This is a genomic window from Anabaena sp. PCC 7938, assembly GCF_049315035.1.
Taxonomy (GTDB): domain Bacteria; phylum Cyanobacteriota; class Cyanobacteriia; order Cyanobacteriales; family Nostocaceae; genus Anabaena; species Anabaena cylindrica.
On sequence record NZ_CP186034.1, the window covers coordinates 636,755 to 652,043 of the forward strand.

A 15,289-nucleotide genomic window follows, 5' to 3' on the forward strand; every position below is an offset into this window, starting at 1 on the left:
AAAAATGCTACCCATGAGCTATATCAACTTATTTAGCTGACAATGACAAAGCAAATAACTTGCTGAAAGTTGATAATACTAGAAATTTAGAAAGATATTCTTATTATTCCTCCTCTTCTTCTTCTTCGTCTTCATATTCCTCGAAGACTTCATCTATCAGTTCTTCTGCTCGCTCATCGGAAATCTTCAATATTTCCTGAAGTTCAAAGAGATACTCTTGCTCTGCGTCGAGTGTGTCTTCATCCATACCTACGACTAAGAGCGCAGTGACGTATGCAATTTCACGGTAATCCTTATCTGGTAAAGATGCGATCGCACCAGCAATGAGATTTGCTACTTCTGTTTCTTTAATCACTGTGTTGACTTTTGCTGTCAACTTGTCAAAGTCTTTCTCCGCGTAATCTTCAAACATTCCAATACCATCAAACATTTCCGGTAATGGATATTCTTCGGTGGAAATAATCCCTTCACCATCAGCAGCGGCTGAAAAGAGTCCAATGATGGCAAGTGCTACTTCTGGTTCTAGCTTCACAGCAGTGCTACTGGGGCTGTTGAGCAACTGACTTTTAGACATGATGATCCTTTGGATTGAGCTAATTTCTAAGATTCCCAAATCATTGCAGAAAATCACAGAGACTGTTACTTTTTTTCATACAACTAACCTACAGGGATAATTTTTTAACACCAAGGTAATATTTTATTAATTAATTTGGTGAAAATTTCTACTATCACAAAAATGTAAATATGTCAACAAAAGGGCGCATTGCAATACGCCCCTACTGAAGTTCAGAATCTACAATTTATTTCCACATTCAGCGCAGAAATTATGGCTGGGGGGGTTTTTAGTCCCGCAGTGGCTGCAATAAACTGGCTCAACGGTGGTTGTGGGTGTGGGCTTAGGTAAACCGAACATCTGGGCGTTACTTTTGCCAGGGGCTACCATTGGATAACAGTTTTCATCTCTGGTGACATGGACATTAACGATTACCGGGCCGTTGTGCGCCAGCATTTCTGCGATCTTATCGGATAATTGAGCGCGATCGCTAATCACCATCCCCTTGATCCCATAAGCTTTAGCCAAAAATTCAATATCTGGCATTCCTACTTCCATATTTGAGCAGGAATAACGCTCACCATAAAAGGCCTGTTGCCACTGACGCACCATTCCTTGCCAGCCATTATTTAAAATCACAGTTTTGACATTTATGCCATATTGTGCAAGGGTTCCCAATTCCTGTAAACACATTTGGAAACTAGCATCACCACTGATACAAATAACTTCTTCATCAGGGAATGCCACTTTTACACCCATAGCCGCAGGGACACCAAAACCCATGGTTCCTAAACCTGCGCTAGAAATCCAACGTCTGGGGCCATTTTTGAGGAATTGCGCTGCCCACATTTGATGTTGTCCCACATCTGTAGTGTAGAAAGCATGGGGGGCTTGACTACCAATTTCGACAATTACCTCTTGGGGGGAAATGCTGTCAGGATAATGAGGGACAACCAAAGGATAATCTTGTTTCCAACGGTTAATTACATTTAACCATTCTTGATTTTGATGAGGTGGAATTTTGTGAGTTGAGTTTTGACATCGGCGTAACAAATCCGTGAGAACGTGCTTAACATCACCAACAATAGGCACTTCAGGCACACGGTTTTTACCTACTTCAGCCGGGTCAATGTCGATGTGAATAACCTTCGCATGGGAGGCAAATTCATCTAACTTACCTGTCACCCGGTCATCAAATCTAGCACCGACACAAATCAGCAAATCGCAATCTGTCACCGCAAAGTTAGCGTAAGCGGTTCCGTGCATTCCCAACATTCCCAAGGAGAGGGGATGGTGTTCATCAAATGCACCGATACCCATCAAAGTGGTAGTGACGGGGATATTAAATAATTCTGCCAGTTGTTTGACTTCTTCGTGGGCATTAGATGCGATCGCACCGCCACCAACATACAACAACGGACGGCGACTTTCTCTAATTAACTGAATCGCCCCATTAATTTGGCGGGGATTGCCCTTAACAGTGGGACGATAACCAGGTAACTTCACCGTACCTGGTTCTACCGGCACATAATCAAATTCTTCTAAAGCCACATCTTTGGGGACATCGATCAAAACAGGCCCCGGTCTACCAGTACTGGCAATGTGGAAAGCTTCTGCCACAATTCGCGCCATATCTTTGGGGTCACGCACTACATAAGAATGCTTAACAATAGGCAAAGTAATCCCGTAGATATCTGTTTCTTGGAAAGCATCTGTACCAATGGAAGCCCTGGGGACTTGTCCTGTCACCACAATCATGGGAATAGAATCCATGTAGGCTGTAGCAATACCTGTGACTAGGTTCGTTGCTCCTGGTCCAGAAGTACCAAAACATATTCCCACCTTACCAGTAGCACGGGCATAACCATCAGCGGCATGGGAAGCGCCTTGTTCGTGTCTAACGAGAATATGTTTAACACGGCCAGTTTCTTCTACTTTATATAGGTCGTCATAAATCGGTAAAATTGCTCCACCGGGATAACCAAAAATATACTCAACACCATGACGGACGAGACTATCTAACAAAGCAAAACCGCCAGATGCCCGTTTTGGGGTGACAACTGACGAGTTAGAGATAGAAGACTGCTTGTGATTTTCCGATTGTGGGAGACTGATTTGAGAAGGCGAGCGCACGGTTAACCTCAAAATATAGCTAAAATTAACGCTTAAATTCTGTATTTAAAATTTCATTCTAATTTAGAAATTCCAGAAAATGCTGAGATAATCTCCATCTGCGAGCATAAGACCGGATTATGATTCTACAATCTTTAAATCACATCTTGCAAGACTCGGCGAGTATTTTTCCAAGCCCAAACACCAATCAGCGCCACTACAAAACTCATCATCATTAGTACCACTCGCAGTCCTAAGATATCAGTTAATGGACCAGCGATCGCTAAAGGCAGAGAAAGAGCAATATTCACAACATGGTTTTGAAAGCCAAAAACCTTACCGTGCATAGTCGGTGGTGTTTGCTGTTGAATCAAAGTTTGCATCGGTACGCCAATCAGAGAAGCACCTATACCCAACAATGCACAAAGTCCCAGTGCTAGAATCAGGCTGTGGGTAAAAGTAACCACACCTAAAACCAAAGCCATCATCAAAAATCCAATCAAGGGTAGAGGTTTGTGATGTAGCTTATCACTCCAATGACCCAAAATACCTGCTCCCATCACCATACCTACTCCAGCAGCAGCCAAGAAGAAACCAAACTGTTTTTCCTTTAAGCCAAACTCTGCGGCTAATCTAATTGTTAATACTGTTAAAGCTGCAAATACGCAATACAAGGTCATCAATTGCAGCATCGCATTCAAAACTAGACGGTTTTTCTTGATATAGCGCAAACTATCTGTAAATTCATTCCAAACATGAGTTCCTGCCAAATGCCCCTCAATTGGTTGATGTTCTTTAAAATTGATAGGCTGCATAATTGCCGCAGATAGTAAATATAATGCACCAACAACAATTTCCTGGCCAAAATCTTTTCCTAGATAGCTTTTGGCCAAACTCAATATTGGTTCACCTACAGCAAAACCGACAATTAAAGCACCCATCATGGTAGTGCTAAATAGGGCATTGGCAGCCATTAAATTCTCTCGTTCTACCAACTGGGGAATTGCGGCTTGCTCCGCTGGTGCAAAAAACTGTGTCACACAAGAAATGGCAAAAGTGAGAATTAACAAAATCAGGAATTCTCTGGGCAAAAAGGGAATCAGTAATGTTAAAAATCCCCGTACCACATCCGAGCCAACCATCACCAATTTTTTGGGAAAGCGGTCAACAAGGATACCACCAGCAGAACCGAACAAAATCGCTGGAATTGTAAATGCCACCATCAAAGTTGAGTACATCGAGTTTTCCGCTAACCCCGGTGGCGGTGGGTAGTTTTCCAGCAAGGCAATCATCAAGACAAAAAATACCTTATCTGCCAACTGGGAAACTAGTTGTCCAATCCACAGGAGCATAAAACCCCTGTTTTTTAACAGTGTGCCAAAGCCGTGATTAACAGCAGTAGGTTCAGTGGGAAACATTAACTATATGTAGGAATATGAACTATGGTAGATGAAGCAAAGGGCAGCAGGATCAGCAAAAATATTGATTTATCTCTATTGTCCTTGCTAATTCTCACTTCTGGTTGCTAAATTTATTCTCCAGACTCTTTTCTTCATAACGTTTTAGCAACAAATGCAAAAATTCAGCAGCATTTAGGTAATTTTGGGGTAAAGACAAACCTAGTGACCGGTCTACCCATTTGCCTTGTACTGTTTGAGGGGAGTGCCACATTGATAAATGGTTAACGGGTGGTTCAGCGTAGAAATTATCTTCCCCACCACCTAAAATAGCAGAACTCCAATGGGTGAAGTAATCATGACTCATCCTATGAATTGGGAAATTACCCCATAGTGGCATTCCCCATCCATCTATGGCAATAAAAGCTTTGACTGTACCGCCCAGCATTTGCCACTTTGTCGCCGCAATAATGGCACCAACCACTCCCGCACTATAGCTGATGAATATCACAGGGCATTTTAACTTATCATGCGATCGCTGACTCGCACTCAGGACTTCGTAGGCATCGCTCAAAAACTGCAAAATATGAAATGCTGATAAGGTTAAAATACCCTGCCCAGGATAAACCAGTATCTCTAAATTATTTTCTTTGATTGCTATATCCGTTGCTGAACTTAATAGCCCTGTAATAAAGTTTTCGGTTAATTCTGGTTCATGAATCCCAGGGCAAATAATAATTATGCTCATTTAATTTTCATTTTATATAGAACTTACCCAAGCATCTGTTAGTAGTCAATAAAAAAGTGGGGTATTGATGTCTACATGATAGGGTAGGGGGCAAAAGGGTTTTAGTGTTGTTTACTGCCACTTAACGGTGGCGATGGTGGAACGCCATCGCGCGTTAGTAGTAGCTTACCGTAGGTGTTGCTGTTTATTTGATGATTGGAGAGCTTTTGTCAATTCGCTATTAATTGGAGTTTAGAGCTAATTTTGGTAGTGGTAAATATGTAGTGATAATAAAATTAGGCGCAACAACAAGAGTTATAATAATGTGTGGGTGATCGCTTTTTGGGAATAGGGGAATGCAATCGCTTGAAAAATCCTAGAGTAGTATGCAATATCTTTTTGAAAATAAATTAGGCACCCACTACATTGACTTGAAAAAGCTAGAACTAGTGGAAAATGCAACCCCTGACGAACTAGAAGACTTCAAAAAACAAAGTCAGTTTGCCTTTGTATTCAGACGAAAAGACCTCAAAAGTGTCTCTGTTACTAAGCAGCATCAATTTAATTTGTCAGGAGAAAATAACTCTACTCCTGAATCTGGGGTCTCTTTATATAAAAATCACCAGTCTAAAGAGAGTCTATCAATACCTTTAGGCAAATTACTTTACAGTTATTATTTAATTACCACTCAAGACAAAGTAATTGTTTGGGAAGATGATTGGTCTATTCATTATAGACTACGTTGTTTTGACGAGGATTTGAATCTAATTTGGCAAAAATCACTAGTAACTCAAGTTGATGATCAAGCTGATATACAATATTTGATGCATAATGACAAAACCATATATTATTGGGTGTTCAAAGGTGATATTTGTCGATATGAATTATTCACTATGGATATTCAAACAAGTGAAATATCAAATATTTTACTTGAGTTGCCTCATAATGTTTGTTCTGTTTTGATAGATGATCAGGCGAATGATATAGGACTGTTAGAATTGAATAAAACTCAAAATAGTTTTCAAGTGAATTATGGTGCTGAAAAATATAATTTGCCCCTGCCCTCAGTCAGGCAAAATTATTATAAAGAAATAAAAATTGAGGGGATTTTATATCATAAAAAATCAGGTTATGGTGATTTTTTTAGAGCCTTGTCTAACAAGGTTTTGAAACAAAAGATAGGTTTCTTTCTAAAGCGGATTTGGTCTAATGCCTCAGAGCCTGTACCTATTTTATGGATTGTTTATTATGATCCAACTGCTTCTGGAGCCACTCTTTATGCCTACGATTTCAAACAGCAAGTGCTATTATGGCAACACGAAATAACCAAGCACTATGTTGATCAGTCAAATTACTGGAATAAAATATACTTGATCCTAGATGAAGACAAAATTATTTTAGAAGGAAAAGAAGCAGGTACTGAGTATGTACAAATCTTTGAAGCAACAACAGGGAGAAAAATTTTTTCGATAAATTAAATACAAATTAAATACAAATTAAATAGAAAAAATCTGCAAAATATTATGACTACACTATTTAGACGTACCTTCACGATCGCAGAAACTCAAACTCCCATCACAGAGCCTATTACTAAATTTGGTGGGCAACCTGTTTGGATAAACGAACCGACTTGGCCTCTTGCCTTTGAAACCGGAGAAAAAATGTTATTTATGGGGCAAATTGCCCTAGAAGACTCAATTTTTCCGAATAGTAATGGAGTAATGGTTTACGTATTCATCTGGGGAGATGCCGAACCTTTATATGCAGAAGCTATGGCAGTAGTCATTCAAACTCCAGAAATGATTTACAAAACTGAAGAAGTGGAATATATATCAGATGCTACTGGATTATCTATTTATGAATTTGATGAAAACAGCAAAGAAAATTATAAAGAATATGAAATATTATTGAGTCCGATCAAATCTGAAATAGCAACGCCTCCGAGCGCTCACTACAATAGATATGATGAGCTTGATATTGAGCTAGGATATAATTTCTCCAGACCTGAATTTGCAGGGAATAAAATAGGCGGTCAACCACTTTACATCAATCAGCCAACAAACCCACGTGAGGAATTTGATTCAAAAGAATGGTTATTACTCTTACAGCTTGCTCCCCAGCAAGGCTATTACTTACTGCCTAGATTTCAGCCAAACTTTTATCCTTTTTCTATGGAATTGGGCGAGTTTGGCATTTTAACTATTTTTATTGCCAATGACTATACTCAAGCCAAATTATTTATTCAACTTCCGTAGGAATATCAAAACTTAAAGTCCGGGACTATGATTAAAAATTCGCTTCAATTCCCTATTCTAAAACCTGAATGATGAACTGGATTTCCCCCGTTCGTTGTCAGGTAATCCCTCTAGTTTATTGAGTATTTATACTTATTTTCAAGCCGACTGTTTTTTTAGCCAGAGGCGATGACTAAATACTAGTTATCTTCAATACCTTGTCCATTTTCGGTAGGTTGGGTTAAGCGACAGCGCAACCCAACGCATTTGTTGGGTTTCATGCTTCAACCCAACCTACAAATCAAGGTTTTTTCCAATTTGGACAAGGTATTGATCTTGTACTACATTTTGAATTCCAAAATCAGGGTTAATACTTTATTTTTTTCAAAATGAGAATTGCTGGGTGCGTCAGACCCGCTAATTCGCTAACAATCAACCTGCTAAGTAACAGCATTCCGCACTCAATACAGTTTTAGTTACATCAGTATCTGGCAAACAAATATACAAACTCCTGTATGTGGGAGTAAGCATATTATGCCCTTAGATGTATATTTTTATGTTTATGTTTATCCTATCCCCCTGGATGGGATATTATGCTACGAATAAGATGAACGATCTAGTATTTTGCTAGTTCGCTATCTCCATTTTGGTTATATTGAGGATTTAATTGTGGTTGCAACTCCAGAAAAACTGCAACATACCCACGAGCATCTATCCAGCCAAGACCGCGTAGCCGTATTACTCATGGGCTATGGCGAAGTCGAAAGCTACGAAGATTTTGCTAACTATAACGAACAAGCTTTAAATCTACTTACAGCAAAATTCGCGCCTGTTCCCACCTGGATTTATCCCCCCCTAGCAAAACTGTTAGCATTATTTGATCGTCATGAATGGGGACACACTCACCACGATTTTATCTCCCCACACAATGCCATCTTTGAACAGCAACGCGCTGGTATTGAACACGAACTACAACACAAATGGGGTAGTGGTGTCCAAGTTTTCAAAGCCTTTAACTTTTGCGCTCCTTTTTTGCCAAATCAAGTTTTAGCCGAAATCAAAAAGCAAGGCTTTAGCAAAATTCTCATTTACCCACTCTTGGTAGTAGATTCCATTTTTACCAGTGGTATTGCCATTGAGCAAGTTAACAATGCTCTGGTTGAATTAGCTGATGGTGATGAACACTGGGTAAAAGCACAAAGATATATTCCTTCATTTTACAACGAACCGGAATATATTCATTTATTGGCGCATTTGGTAGAAGAGAAAATTCAAGCTAATCTAGCATCAGCTTATCTACCTTCCCAAATTGGTATTGTGTTGATGAATCACGGTTGTCCTCACAAAGCCAAAGGATTCACATCAGGAATTGATGAAAGTCAAGCGCTGTACGAATTGGTCAGAAATGAGTTAATTAACAGTTATCCTTTAATTTCTGTAGGTTGGCTCAACCACGACACGCCGCTAATTGAATGGACTCAGCCAAATGCCACCCAAGCAGCCCAAAACCTAATTTTATTGGGTGCAAAGGTGATTATTTTCATGCCTATTGGCTTTGCCACAGAAAACCATGAAACGCTGTTAGATGTTCATCACATCATTCATGATTTAGAAAAACAGTATTCTGGTGTTGATTATTTACAAATGGCTTGTGTGAATGATCATCCTCAATTTTTAGAAATGGCTGCTGAATGGGCAAATGCTCATATTGCCAAATTGATGGAAGCAGAAGGTACGGAAGTTAATCGTGAGTTAGCAATAACTCACCATCATCATCACCATTAGATATCTCTGACAAAAAATGTAGAGATGTTCCATTGAACGTCTCTACAAAAACTAATTTTCACCAGATATATATTAGGGACTACCAAAAAATATAGCAATTCCCAAGCTCATGAAATACACCCCACCCACGCTGTCGCGCACCCTCCCCTTACCAAGGGGAGGGTTGGGGAGGGGTAATTTTGTATCTAACTAGAGTGGGAAAGGCTATAAATCATTCTATTTTTTAGTAGTGTGACAAAAATGTAGGGGTTTAGCACTGCGCTTTACCCCTACATTTTTTATTTTATTGTTCCCATACAAAGCAGATTTCAAAACCTATTACTTCCGACTTCCCAACCATTTAGCTGCTGCAATACCGATAATTCCAGCAACAATAGGATTACTAAGAAACTTCATAATTCCTGGTTGTTCCGCTAACACCTCACGAAAAACATCAGGATGGTTGTGATATGCGAAAGATGCAAGTTTACTGACATCATCAGCAGTCATGCGGTTAGAGTGGTGAGTAGAAAGATTTAATTGTTGTTCTAAACGTTTATCTTCCAGTCCTCGTTCTTTTAACTGTTTGAAAAAGGCCCTAGCAACATCATCCCGTTCATTGGGTTTAATTTGAGAAATGGCTTTTTGCAATTCTGGCTCTATTTCGCTGGGAGGGATACGTTCGGGGTGTGAAGACTGATTAAATAATTGCCGACGTTGGTCTGTTGTTGTTCTCTGTGCGAAATCATCAAAGCTTTGATATTCATTTGTCGTATCGACTGGAATATTATCTAAAGATTCAACATTTCCTTGTGCTAAATCTTTTAGAACTTCACGTCTATATTGTTCACTATTTGCCACTTGATATATCTCCTTTTGTTAGCAAGTTTTAATTAATTTTTTTAGCTATACTTGACTTGGTTGCTCTGGGTATCATAGTCAGCAGTCAAAATGAGTTTTTTATCAGGAGCATAGATCAAGACTTTTACATCTTGATTAGGAAAGTTCTTATGAAAGCCTTGCGCTAAAGATTTTGCTAATGGCTTTATTTCATTTGGTTGGACTTGAGGAGAAATAACCACACCTAGTTTGTTATTATCTCGTACATAAGCATCTTGAACTAATCCTTTAGAAGTCTGCACTACCCACTGACCAAAAGTCTGACCTCCTGGGGTGTTACCACGCTCTAATTCTGTATAGGTTACATCTCTACCAATAGCTGATGGTGTGGTTGTGCGGTCAGCTTCTGTGACTGTTCCTCCACCGCAGGCGGTAGTTAAAGTTAATACTAAAATTAAGATGAAAGGCATCAAAAGTTGCCTTATCTGCTGAAGCATAATCATATTTACCTCCTCATTGAGTAATTTTTATTCGTAGTTGTTTTCTTATGCAACTACGAATTTTGAGTCTATCTAATCAAGTTTTTCCTTGACATGATCTTTTACATCTTCGGCAGCGTGACGTACTTGACTTTCTGCCTGTTTCGCTTTACCTTCAGCTTTATCTTTTGGATCACCGGTAACATTTCCTGCTGCTTCTTGGGCTTTACCTTCAAGATTTTTAGCTGTGGCTTTAGCCCGTTCTTCTAAGCTCATTTAGGTTGCCTTTTTTGATGATTACCTACCCAATTTATCTAAAAAAATAGGTGGAAGCTTCCCTCATAAGATATACAATCTGTGTCATTTATCTATATAGAAAGAAATATATTTTTGAATAACAAAATTACCAACCGCTTACAAAAGTATCAGTTATTTATTCTACTTCTGCGGCCAACGCCAATTATAGCGATTCCATTCAAAGATGCCTTGAATTTCATACTCAGTGCCATTAAAGAAGCGAATGAGGCAACTGGTAAAGCTATCATCACCATCACGGATTTCATCAACTTTGATGACCATGCAAGGAAACCATTCCCGCTGAGAGGAGTCATCTTCTGATATCCATTCCCACAGTGCATTGGAAACTTCTATGCGATCGCCTATTTTTAACTGTAGTGCTTCTTCAAAATAAGAATATTTGTCAAAATGGTATGATTCAACCCGATTCAACCACTGCAAGCCATAGCGTTGGCGGATAAATTGCACTTTTCCCGAATCTTGTGCCAACAACCAATCATTGAGCAACTGCACCTTCCAAGTGCGGTTTTGTTCTTCTTCTGCTTTTACGAACTGTAAAAATGCTTCTAACTCCTCTGGAGTCAGTTCATCTAAGGGATTGGCAATATCTGATACCGGAAAGGTTGAGTTTCTCTGAATTTGCTCGACTATTTGCAGTAATATTTGTTTCTGCATATCAGTGAGAGGACAGCTGGCTGCATCACAACGTTTGAAAGCTGTTCGCAAGGCTGCTTCAATCTCATCGGTCGTCATAGGATACTAGCAATTGAAGGTCTATCTTTTCAATTATGACAATCTTAAATATAAGTTTCCAATTCCTTAACCGTAAAATTCAGGTAAGCTGAGGTTAAAAGTTCAGTATAATCTTTTAATAAAGTGATGGTGTGTTTTATGCGGTTGCGATCGCTCACCCTTATCTTCCTTTCTGGTCTAATTGTTTTTCTGTCCTGGGTGTTTACTCCCCCGGCTGTAGCGCTGACACAAATTAGACTATTTGATATCTCCTATCAAGATTGTCCAGCAGAACTAGCAAAAGGTGCTGTTATTAGTAGCGGTTCAGCAGCCGCAAGTTGCTTTATTGTCACAGGTAAAGCAGAAAATAGTACTTACAAAACAGTTTACGATGCAGATATTTTTGGACGCATTTATGATGCCAACAATGATTCGGTTATGCAAAATCGCACCCGTATCGGTTCAATTGCCGAAGTTCCCCCAGGCATCAGTGATTTTGAGTTCAGAATTTCTGTACCTGCAAATCAGCCAACTCCATTACAGTTGAAGCAGTTTAAAGCTACTGGTTTTAGCGGACAAGTCAGACGCTAATACAGCAGTTTGCGTAGTTAGGAGGTACAAAATCTAAATTTAAACCTATACACAAAGCCAGTTTTACTCCTGACTCCTGACTCTTGCTGTAAATCTGGGCTAGTTAGCCCAGACCTAACATTTTTGGTTTGAATTTGGAACGATTGCCAATCAGCGATTACATAAAACCTTGCAATCCACTACCTAGAACTTGGAGTAGTATAATCGCTACCATGGGAGAAAAATCCATACCACCTAATGGGGGAATAATTGAACGGAACAGATTCAAATAAGGATCAGTTATCTGGCTCAAAGCAGCAAATGGTTGGTTATACCAGTTAATTTGCGGGAACCAGGTCAATAAAACCCTGATAATTAGCAAAGAGCTATAGATGGTAATAAAGGTAGCTAATGTGTTAACCAGTAAATACATAGATGGGTTAGTTTCCTGCTAAATGACAATAACGGTCTTATGATTGATTTTAATTGAGTCAATGGCATTGAGTCTGCAAATAGCGTCTATATTGAGGAGAATTCCTGATTGCGCTATGTTACAGAAGCTTTTCAAGAGTCTTGAGAGACGGAACCTTCAACAGGCCGGGATGAAGTGCCGTTGACATTTCCCAACTGGTTTCGCACATCATCAATTGTGGCATTCAGTTGAGCAATTTTATCTTCTAGCGATCGCCGTGCGGTTTCCATTTCTAAACCCTCATTCGCTGCGGATCTCATTTGCCGTCTTTTGGCTGCTATTTTATTTCCAGGGATGGAACTATCAGATAGTCCTATCTCCTCATCTGCTGGCAATTGTGCATCCCGTCGAGAGGCTAGCACCGCACCCAACACACCACCAACTACTCCACCAACAAGAGTCCCCAATAAAAACCCGCTGGCAAAACCATCTTTTTGACTCATATTTTTACCGCCTTCAATCTGCAAGTTTCAAAGTATTTAAGCTATTTTCATGCTTTAACTGCATCCTGGCCTAAGTCCCAAAAATGCGATCGCCTGCATCCCCCAATCCCGGTACAATATATCCCTTATCATTCACCACCCCATCAATAGTCGCGCTGTAAACTGTTAAACCAGGATAATCAGCACTCAACTTTTGCAAAGCTGGTGGTGCTGCCACAACGCAAACAATCCTTGTCAACGCTGGTTCAACACCTCTTTTAGTCAATTCTGCCATTGCTGCCATTATAGACCCTCCTGTTGCTAACATCGGATCGGTAATTAACACCCGTGTTTCCGAGTCAAATTTTTCTGGCAGTTTATTGAGATAACAAGAGGGTTCTAAAGTTTCCTCATTTCGCACTAAACCCAAATGGTAAATTTTTGCCAAAGGCAACAATGTCTGCGCTCCCTCTAGTAAGCCTAAACCAGCCCGGAGAATTGGCACAACTGCCACAGGTACTTGTGGATCAATTAACGTTGCTGGACAAGGAGCCAATGGACTCTCTACAGTTGTCTCTAGAGTCGGCAACCAATCTCTAGCCGCTTCATAAGTTAACCATCGTCCCAACTCAGTGATAGCAGCACGAAATAATACTGGAGGCGTAGCCACATCACGAGCTACTGCCAACCAGTGCTTGATTAGCGGATGAGGTGGGACATAAACAAGCAATTGTTGTGTCATAGCAAGAAATGGACAGCCTTTGATTTATATGGGAACTGATACAACATCATACTCTCTCCAGTGAGTGGCTGATCCCAACTTTGGTTGGGTGATAGTCAGGTTCATTCAGATAATTGAGATATTTTTGCATTAGTAGTTGACATATATTCTCAATCAAAGCTATATTATTATCTAGTGTTCTCCTCTCTTTAAAGGATCGGCAGACGGGATAGCCAGCAGCAGCAGGTTTGTCCCTCTTTTTTTTGATTATTTTGGGGAATGTAATTTTTATTTGCGTATTATCCAATAAAATGTCAGTAAGGTAAAATACATTTAAATTAAGTCCATATATCCTGCTGTAGGCTTTATTAAATTGCCTACATTCGCGTAGCGGTATTATGAATTACATTCATAAATTCTGCCATAGGCTCTATTACGAATCACAAATTATGAATTACAAATTATTTGATGTCATTGTTATTGGTTCTGGAATTGGTGGTTTAGTAACAGCCACACAATTAGCAGCAAAAGGAGCTAAAGTCCTGGTACTGGAAAGTTATCTCATTCCCGGAGGTAGCGCTGGTTATTTTCAACACCAAGGATATACATTTGATGTTGGTGCATCAATGATTTTTGGTTTAGGGAAAAAAGGCACAACCAACTTACTTACCCGCGCTTTAGAATCCGTGAATGTTAGCTTAGAATCAATAGCAGATCCTGTACAGATTCATTATCATCTACCTAACAATTTAGATATTAAAGTTGACCAAAATTATGAAAAATTTTTACAAAATCTGACATCTTATTTTCCCCATGAAAAAAAAGGGATTCGGCACTTTTATGACGAGTGCCAAAAAGTTTTTAATTATCTGAATAGCTTTGAATTACTGTCATTAGAAGAACCAGGATATTTACTGCGAGTATTCTTACAACATCCTTTAGCCTGTCTGGGTTTAGCTAAGTATTTACCCTTGAATGTAGGAGATTTAGCAAAGCGTTATATTCAAGATCCGCTGTTATTAAAATTTATTGATATAGAGTGTTATTGCTGGTCAGTAGTTCCAGCCGCAATGACACCAATGATTAATGCTGGCATGGTATTTTCTGATCGACACTATGGAGGAGTGAACTATCCTAAAGGTGGAGTAGGAAAAATTGCCCAAAAATTAGTCGAGGGTTTAGAAAAAACTGGAGGTAAAATTCAATACCAAGCTAAGGTGACAAAAATTCTTACTGAACAAGGGCAAGCTGTAGGTGTCCAATTAGCTAATGGTAAAGTTTATCACGGAAAACGTATTGTATCTAATGCTACTCGTTGGGATACTTTTGAAAAATTACTACCGTCAGAGAAAATACCAACTAATGAGAAAAATTGGCAACAAAAATATCAAAAATCACCCAGTTTTTTAAGCTTACATCTGGGGGTGAAAGCGTCAGTTTTACAGGCTGCTACAGAGTGTCATCACATTTTGCTAGAAGATTGGCAAAAAATGGAGTTGGCTGAAGGAACAATTTTCGTTTCTATTCCCACACTACTTGACCCAGATTTAGCCCCCAAAGGATACCACATTATCCATGCTTTTACACCGCACTGGATAGCTGACTGGCAAGGACTTACGCCAAGTGAATATGAAAACAAAAAAGAACAAGCAGCAGGAAGAATTATTGAACGACTAGAAAAGATTTTTCCTGGTTTAGACGCTGGGTTAGATTATCTAGAGGTAGGGACACCGCTGACCAACCGTCGTTTTTTAGGTCGCATAGATGGAACTTATGGCCCTATACCCAGGCGTAAGTTATGGGGGTTGTTGGGAATGCCTTTTAATCGTACAGCTATTCCTGGGCTGTATTGTGTGGGGGATAGTACCTTTCCTGGTCAGGGTTTGAATGCGGTGGCGTTTTCTGGGTTTGCTTGCGCTCATCGCATTGCTGTCGATTTGGGACTTTGAATTTTTGGCGTATGAGTCAT

At 39.6% G+C, this 15,289-nt stretch carries 16 protein-coding genes; 5 read left to right on the forward strand and 11 right to left on the reverse strand.

Annotation, left to right across the window (positions count from 1 at the left end):
* Positions 1 to 103 precede the first annotated feature (103 nt).
* The 4 genes from ACOWPH_RS03155 to ACOWPH_RS03170 form a co-directional block, all read right to left on the reverse strand.
* Positions 104 to 574: a hypothetical protein gene (locus ACOWPH_RS03155; protein WP_015213963.1), complete on the reverse strand. Its 471-nt coding sequence runs from the start codon at positions 572 to 574 to the stop codon at positions 104 to 106.
* Positions 575 to 793: 219 nt separating this feature from the next.
* Complete coding sequence (gene ilvB / locus ACOWPH_RS03160; RefSeq protein WP_015213964.1) at positions 794 to 2,686, reverse strand: biosynthetic-type acetolactate synthase large subunit; 1,893 nt, start codon at positions 2,684 to 2,686, stop codon at positions 794 to 796.
* A gap of 134 nt (positions 2,687 to 2,820) precedes the next feature.
* Complete coding sequence (locus tag ACOWPH_RS03165; protein ID WP_015213965.1) at positions 2,821 to 4,083, reverse strand: MFS transporter; 1,263 nt, start codon at positions 4,081 to 4,083, stop codon at positions 2,821 to 2,823.
* Between the two features lie 94 nt (positions 4,084 to 4,177).
* A complete protein-coding gene (locus ACOWPH_RS03170) occupies positions 4,178 to 4,810 on the reverse strand; it encodes a hypothetical protein (RefSeq protein WP_015213966.1) in 633 nt (210 codons plus the stop codon).
* 365 nt (positions 4,811 to 5,175) lie between these two features.
* Here ACOWPH_RS03170 and ACOWPH_RS03175 point away from each other — a divergent pair, with 365 nt between their 5' ends.
* From ACOWPH_RS03175 to ACOWPH_RS03185, 3 genes are all read left to right on the forward strand, one after another.
* A complete protein-coding gene (locus ACOWPH_RS03175; protein WP_015213967.1) occupies positions 5,176 to 6,267 on the forward strand; it encodes a hypothetical protein in 1,092 nt (363 codons plus the stop codon).
* 45 nt (positions 6,268 to 6,312) lie between these two features.
* Positions 6,313 to 7,044: a DUF1963 domain-containing protein gene (locus tag ACOWPH_RS03180; protein ID WP_015213968.1), complete on the forward strand. Its 732-nt coding sequence runs from the start codon at positions 6,313 to 6,315 to the stop codon at positions 7,042 to 7,044.
* A gap of 648 nt (positions 7,045 to 7,692) precedes the next feature.
* On the forward strand, positions 7,693 to 8,808 hold the full coding sequence (locus tag ACOWPH_RS03185) for a ferrochelatase (protein ID WP_015213969.1): 1,116 nt from the start codon (positions 7,693 to 7,695) through the stop codon (positions 8,806 to 8,808).
* A gap of 318 nt (positions 8,809 to 9,126) precedes the next feature.
* Here ACOWPH_RS03185 and ACOWPH_RS03190 read toward each other — a convergent pair whose 3' ends face one another.
* From ACOWPH_RS03190 to ACOWPH_RS03205, 4 genes are all read right to left on the reverse strand, one after another.
* Positions 9,127 to 9,648, reverse strand: a complete 522-nt coding sequence (locus ACOWPH_RS03190; RefSeq protein WP_015213970.1) for a hypothetical protein — start codon at positions 9,646 to 9,648, stop codon at positions 9,127 to 9,129.
* Between the two features lie 41 nt (positions 9,649 to 9,689).
* On the reverse strand, positions 9,690 to 10,130 hold the full coding sequence (locus ACOWPH_RS03195; protein ID WP_015213971.1) for a hypothetical protein: 441 nt from the start codon (positions 10,128 to 10,130) through the stop codon (positions 9,690 to 9,692).
* Positions 10,131 to 10,199: 69 nt separating this feature from the next.
* On the reverse strand, positions 10,200 to 10,382 hold the full coding sequence (locus tag ACOWPH_RS03200) for a CsbD family protein (protein WP_015213972.1): 183 nt from the start codon (positions 10,380 to 10,382) through the stop codon (positions 10,200 to 10,202).
* 162 nt (positions 10,383 to 10,544) lie between these two features.
* Positions 10,545 to 11,156 carry a hypothetical protein gene (locus ACOWPH_RS03205; protein ID WP_015213973.1) on the reverse strand — a complete coding sequence of 204 codons (612 nt, stop codon included), beginning with the start codon at positions 11,154 to 11,156 and terminating at the stop codon, positions 10,545 to 10,547.
* 138 nt (positions 11,157 to 11,294) lie between these two features.
* Here ACOWPH_RS03205 and ACOWPH_RS03210 point away from each other — a divergent pair, with 138 nt between their 5' ends.
* Entirely contained in the window at positions 11,295 to 11,726 is a 432-nt protein-coding gene (locus ACOWPH_RS03210) for a hypothetical protein (protein WP_015213974.1), read from the forward strand.
* 157 nt (positions 11,727 to 11,883) lie between these two features.
* Here the strand turns inward: ACOWPH_RS03210 and ACOWPH_RS03215 are convergent, their stop codons facing one another.
* The 3 genes from ACOWPH_RS03215 to upp form a co-directional block, all read right to left on the reverse strand.
* A complete protein-coding gene (locus ACOWPH_RS03215; protein ID WP_015213975.1) occupies positions 11,884 to 12,138 on the reverse strand; it encodes a YggT family protein in 255 nt (84 codons plus the stop codon).
* A 131-nt stretch (positions 12,139 to 12,269) separates the two neighbouring features.
* Positions 12,270 to 12,620 carry a hypothetical protein gene (locus tag ACOWPH_RS03220; RefSeq protein ID WP_015213976.1) on the reverse strand — a complete coding sequence of 117 codons (351 nt, stop codon included), beginning with the start codon at positions 12,618 to 12,620 and terminating at the stop codon, positions 12,270 to 12,272.
* A gap of 70 nt (positions 12,621 to 12,690) precedes the next feature.
* Positions 12,691 to 13,341, reverse strand: coding sequence for a uracil phosphoribosyltransferase (upp, locus tag ACOWPH_RS03225; protein ID WP_015213977.1), 651 nt, complete (start codon positions 13,339 to 13,341; stop codon positions 12,691 to 12,693).
* Positions 13,342 to 13,718: 377 nt separating this feature from the next.
* On the opposite strand from upp, the gene crtH reads away from it, so the two are divergent.
* Positions 13,719 to 15,269 carry a carotenoid isomerase gene (gene crtH / locus ACOWPH_RS03230; protein ID WP_277882415.1) on the forward strand — a complete coding sequence of 517 codons (1,551 nt, stop codon included), beginning with the start codon at positions 13,719 to 13,721 and terminating at the stop codon, positions 15,267 to 15,269.
* Positions 15,270 to 15,289: the final 20 nt, after the last annotated feature.

Excerpts from the sequence above, each read along its gene's own strand:
- ACOWPH_RS03220 (WP_015213976.1), bottom strand. The coding sequence starts at position 12,620 with ATGAGTCAAAAAGATGGTTTTGCCAGCGGGTTTTTATTGGGGACTCTT.
- ACOWPH_RS03195 (WP_015213971.1), bottom strand. The coding sequence starts at position 10,130 with ATGATTATGCTTCAGCAGATAAGGCAACTTTTGATGCCTTTCATCTTA.
- ACOWPH_RS03170 (WP_015213966.1), bottom strand. The coding sequence starts at position 4,810 with ATGAGCATAATTATTATTTGCCCTGGGATTCATGAACCAGAATTAACC.
- ACOWPH_RS03200 (WP_015213972.1), bottom strand. The coding sequence starts at position 10,382 with ATGAGCTTAGAAGAACGGGCTAAAGCCACAGCTAAAAATCTTGAAGGT.
- ACOWPH_RS03180 (WP_015213968.1), top strand. The coding sequence starts at position 6,313 with ATGACTACACTATTTAGACGTACCTTCACGATCGCAGAAACTCAAACT.
- ACOWPH_RS03175 (WP_015213967.1), top strand. The coding sequence starts at position 5,176 with ATGCAATATCTTTTTGAAAATAAATTAGGCACCCACTACATTGACTTG.
- crtH (WP_277882415.1), top strand. The coding sequence starts at position 13,719 with ATGAATTACATTCATAAATTCTGCCATAGGCTCTATTACGAATCACAA.
- ACOWPH_RS03210 (WP_015213974.1), top strand. The coding sequence starts at position 11,295 with ATGCGGTTGCGATCGCTCACCCTTATCTTCCTTTCTGGTCTAATTGTT.
- ACOWPH_RS03155 (WP_015213963.1), bottom strand. The coding sequence starts at position 574 with ATGTCTAAAAGTCAGTTGCTCAACAGCCCCAGTAGCACTGCTGTGAAG.
- upp (WP_015213977.1), bottom strand. The coding sequence starts at position 13,341 with ATGACACAACAATTGCTTGTTTATGTCCCACCTCATCCGCTAATCAAG.
- ACOWPH_RS03215 (WP_015213975.1), bottom strand. The coding sequence starts at position 12,138 with ATGTATTTACTGGTTAACACATTAGCTACCTTTATTACCATCTATAGC.
- ACOWPH_RS03165 (WP_015213965.1), bottom strand. The coding sequence starts at position 4,083 with ATGTTTCCCACTGAACCTACTGCTGTTAATCACGGCTTTGGCACACTG.
- ACOWPH_RS03205 (WP_015213973.1), bottom strand. The coding sequence starts at position 11,156 with ATGACGACCGATGAGATTGAAGCAGCCTTGCGAACAGCTTTCAAACGT.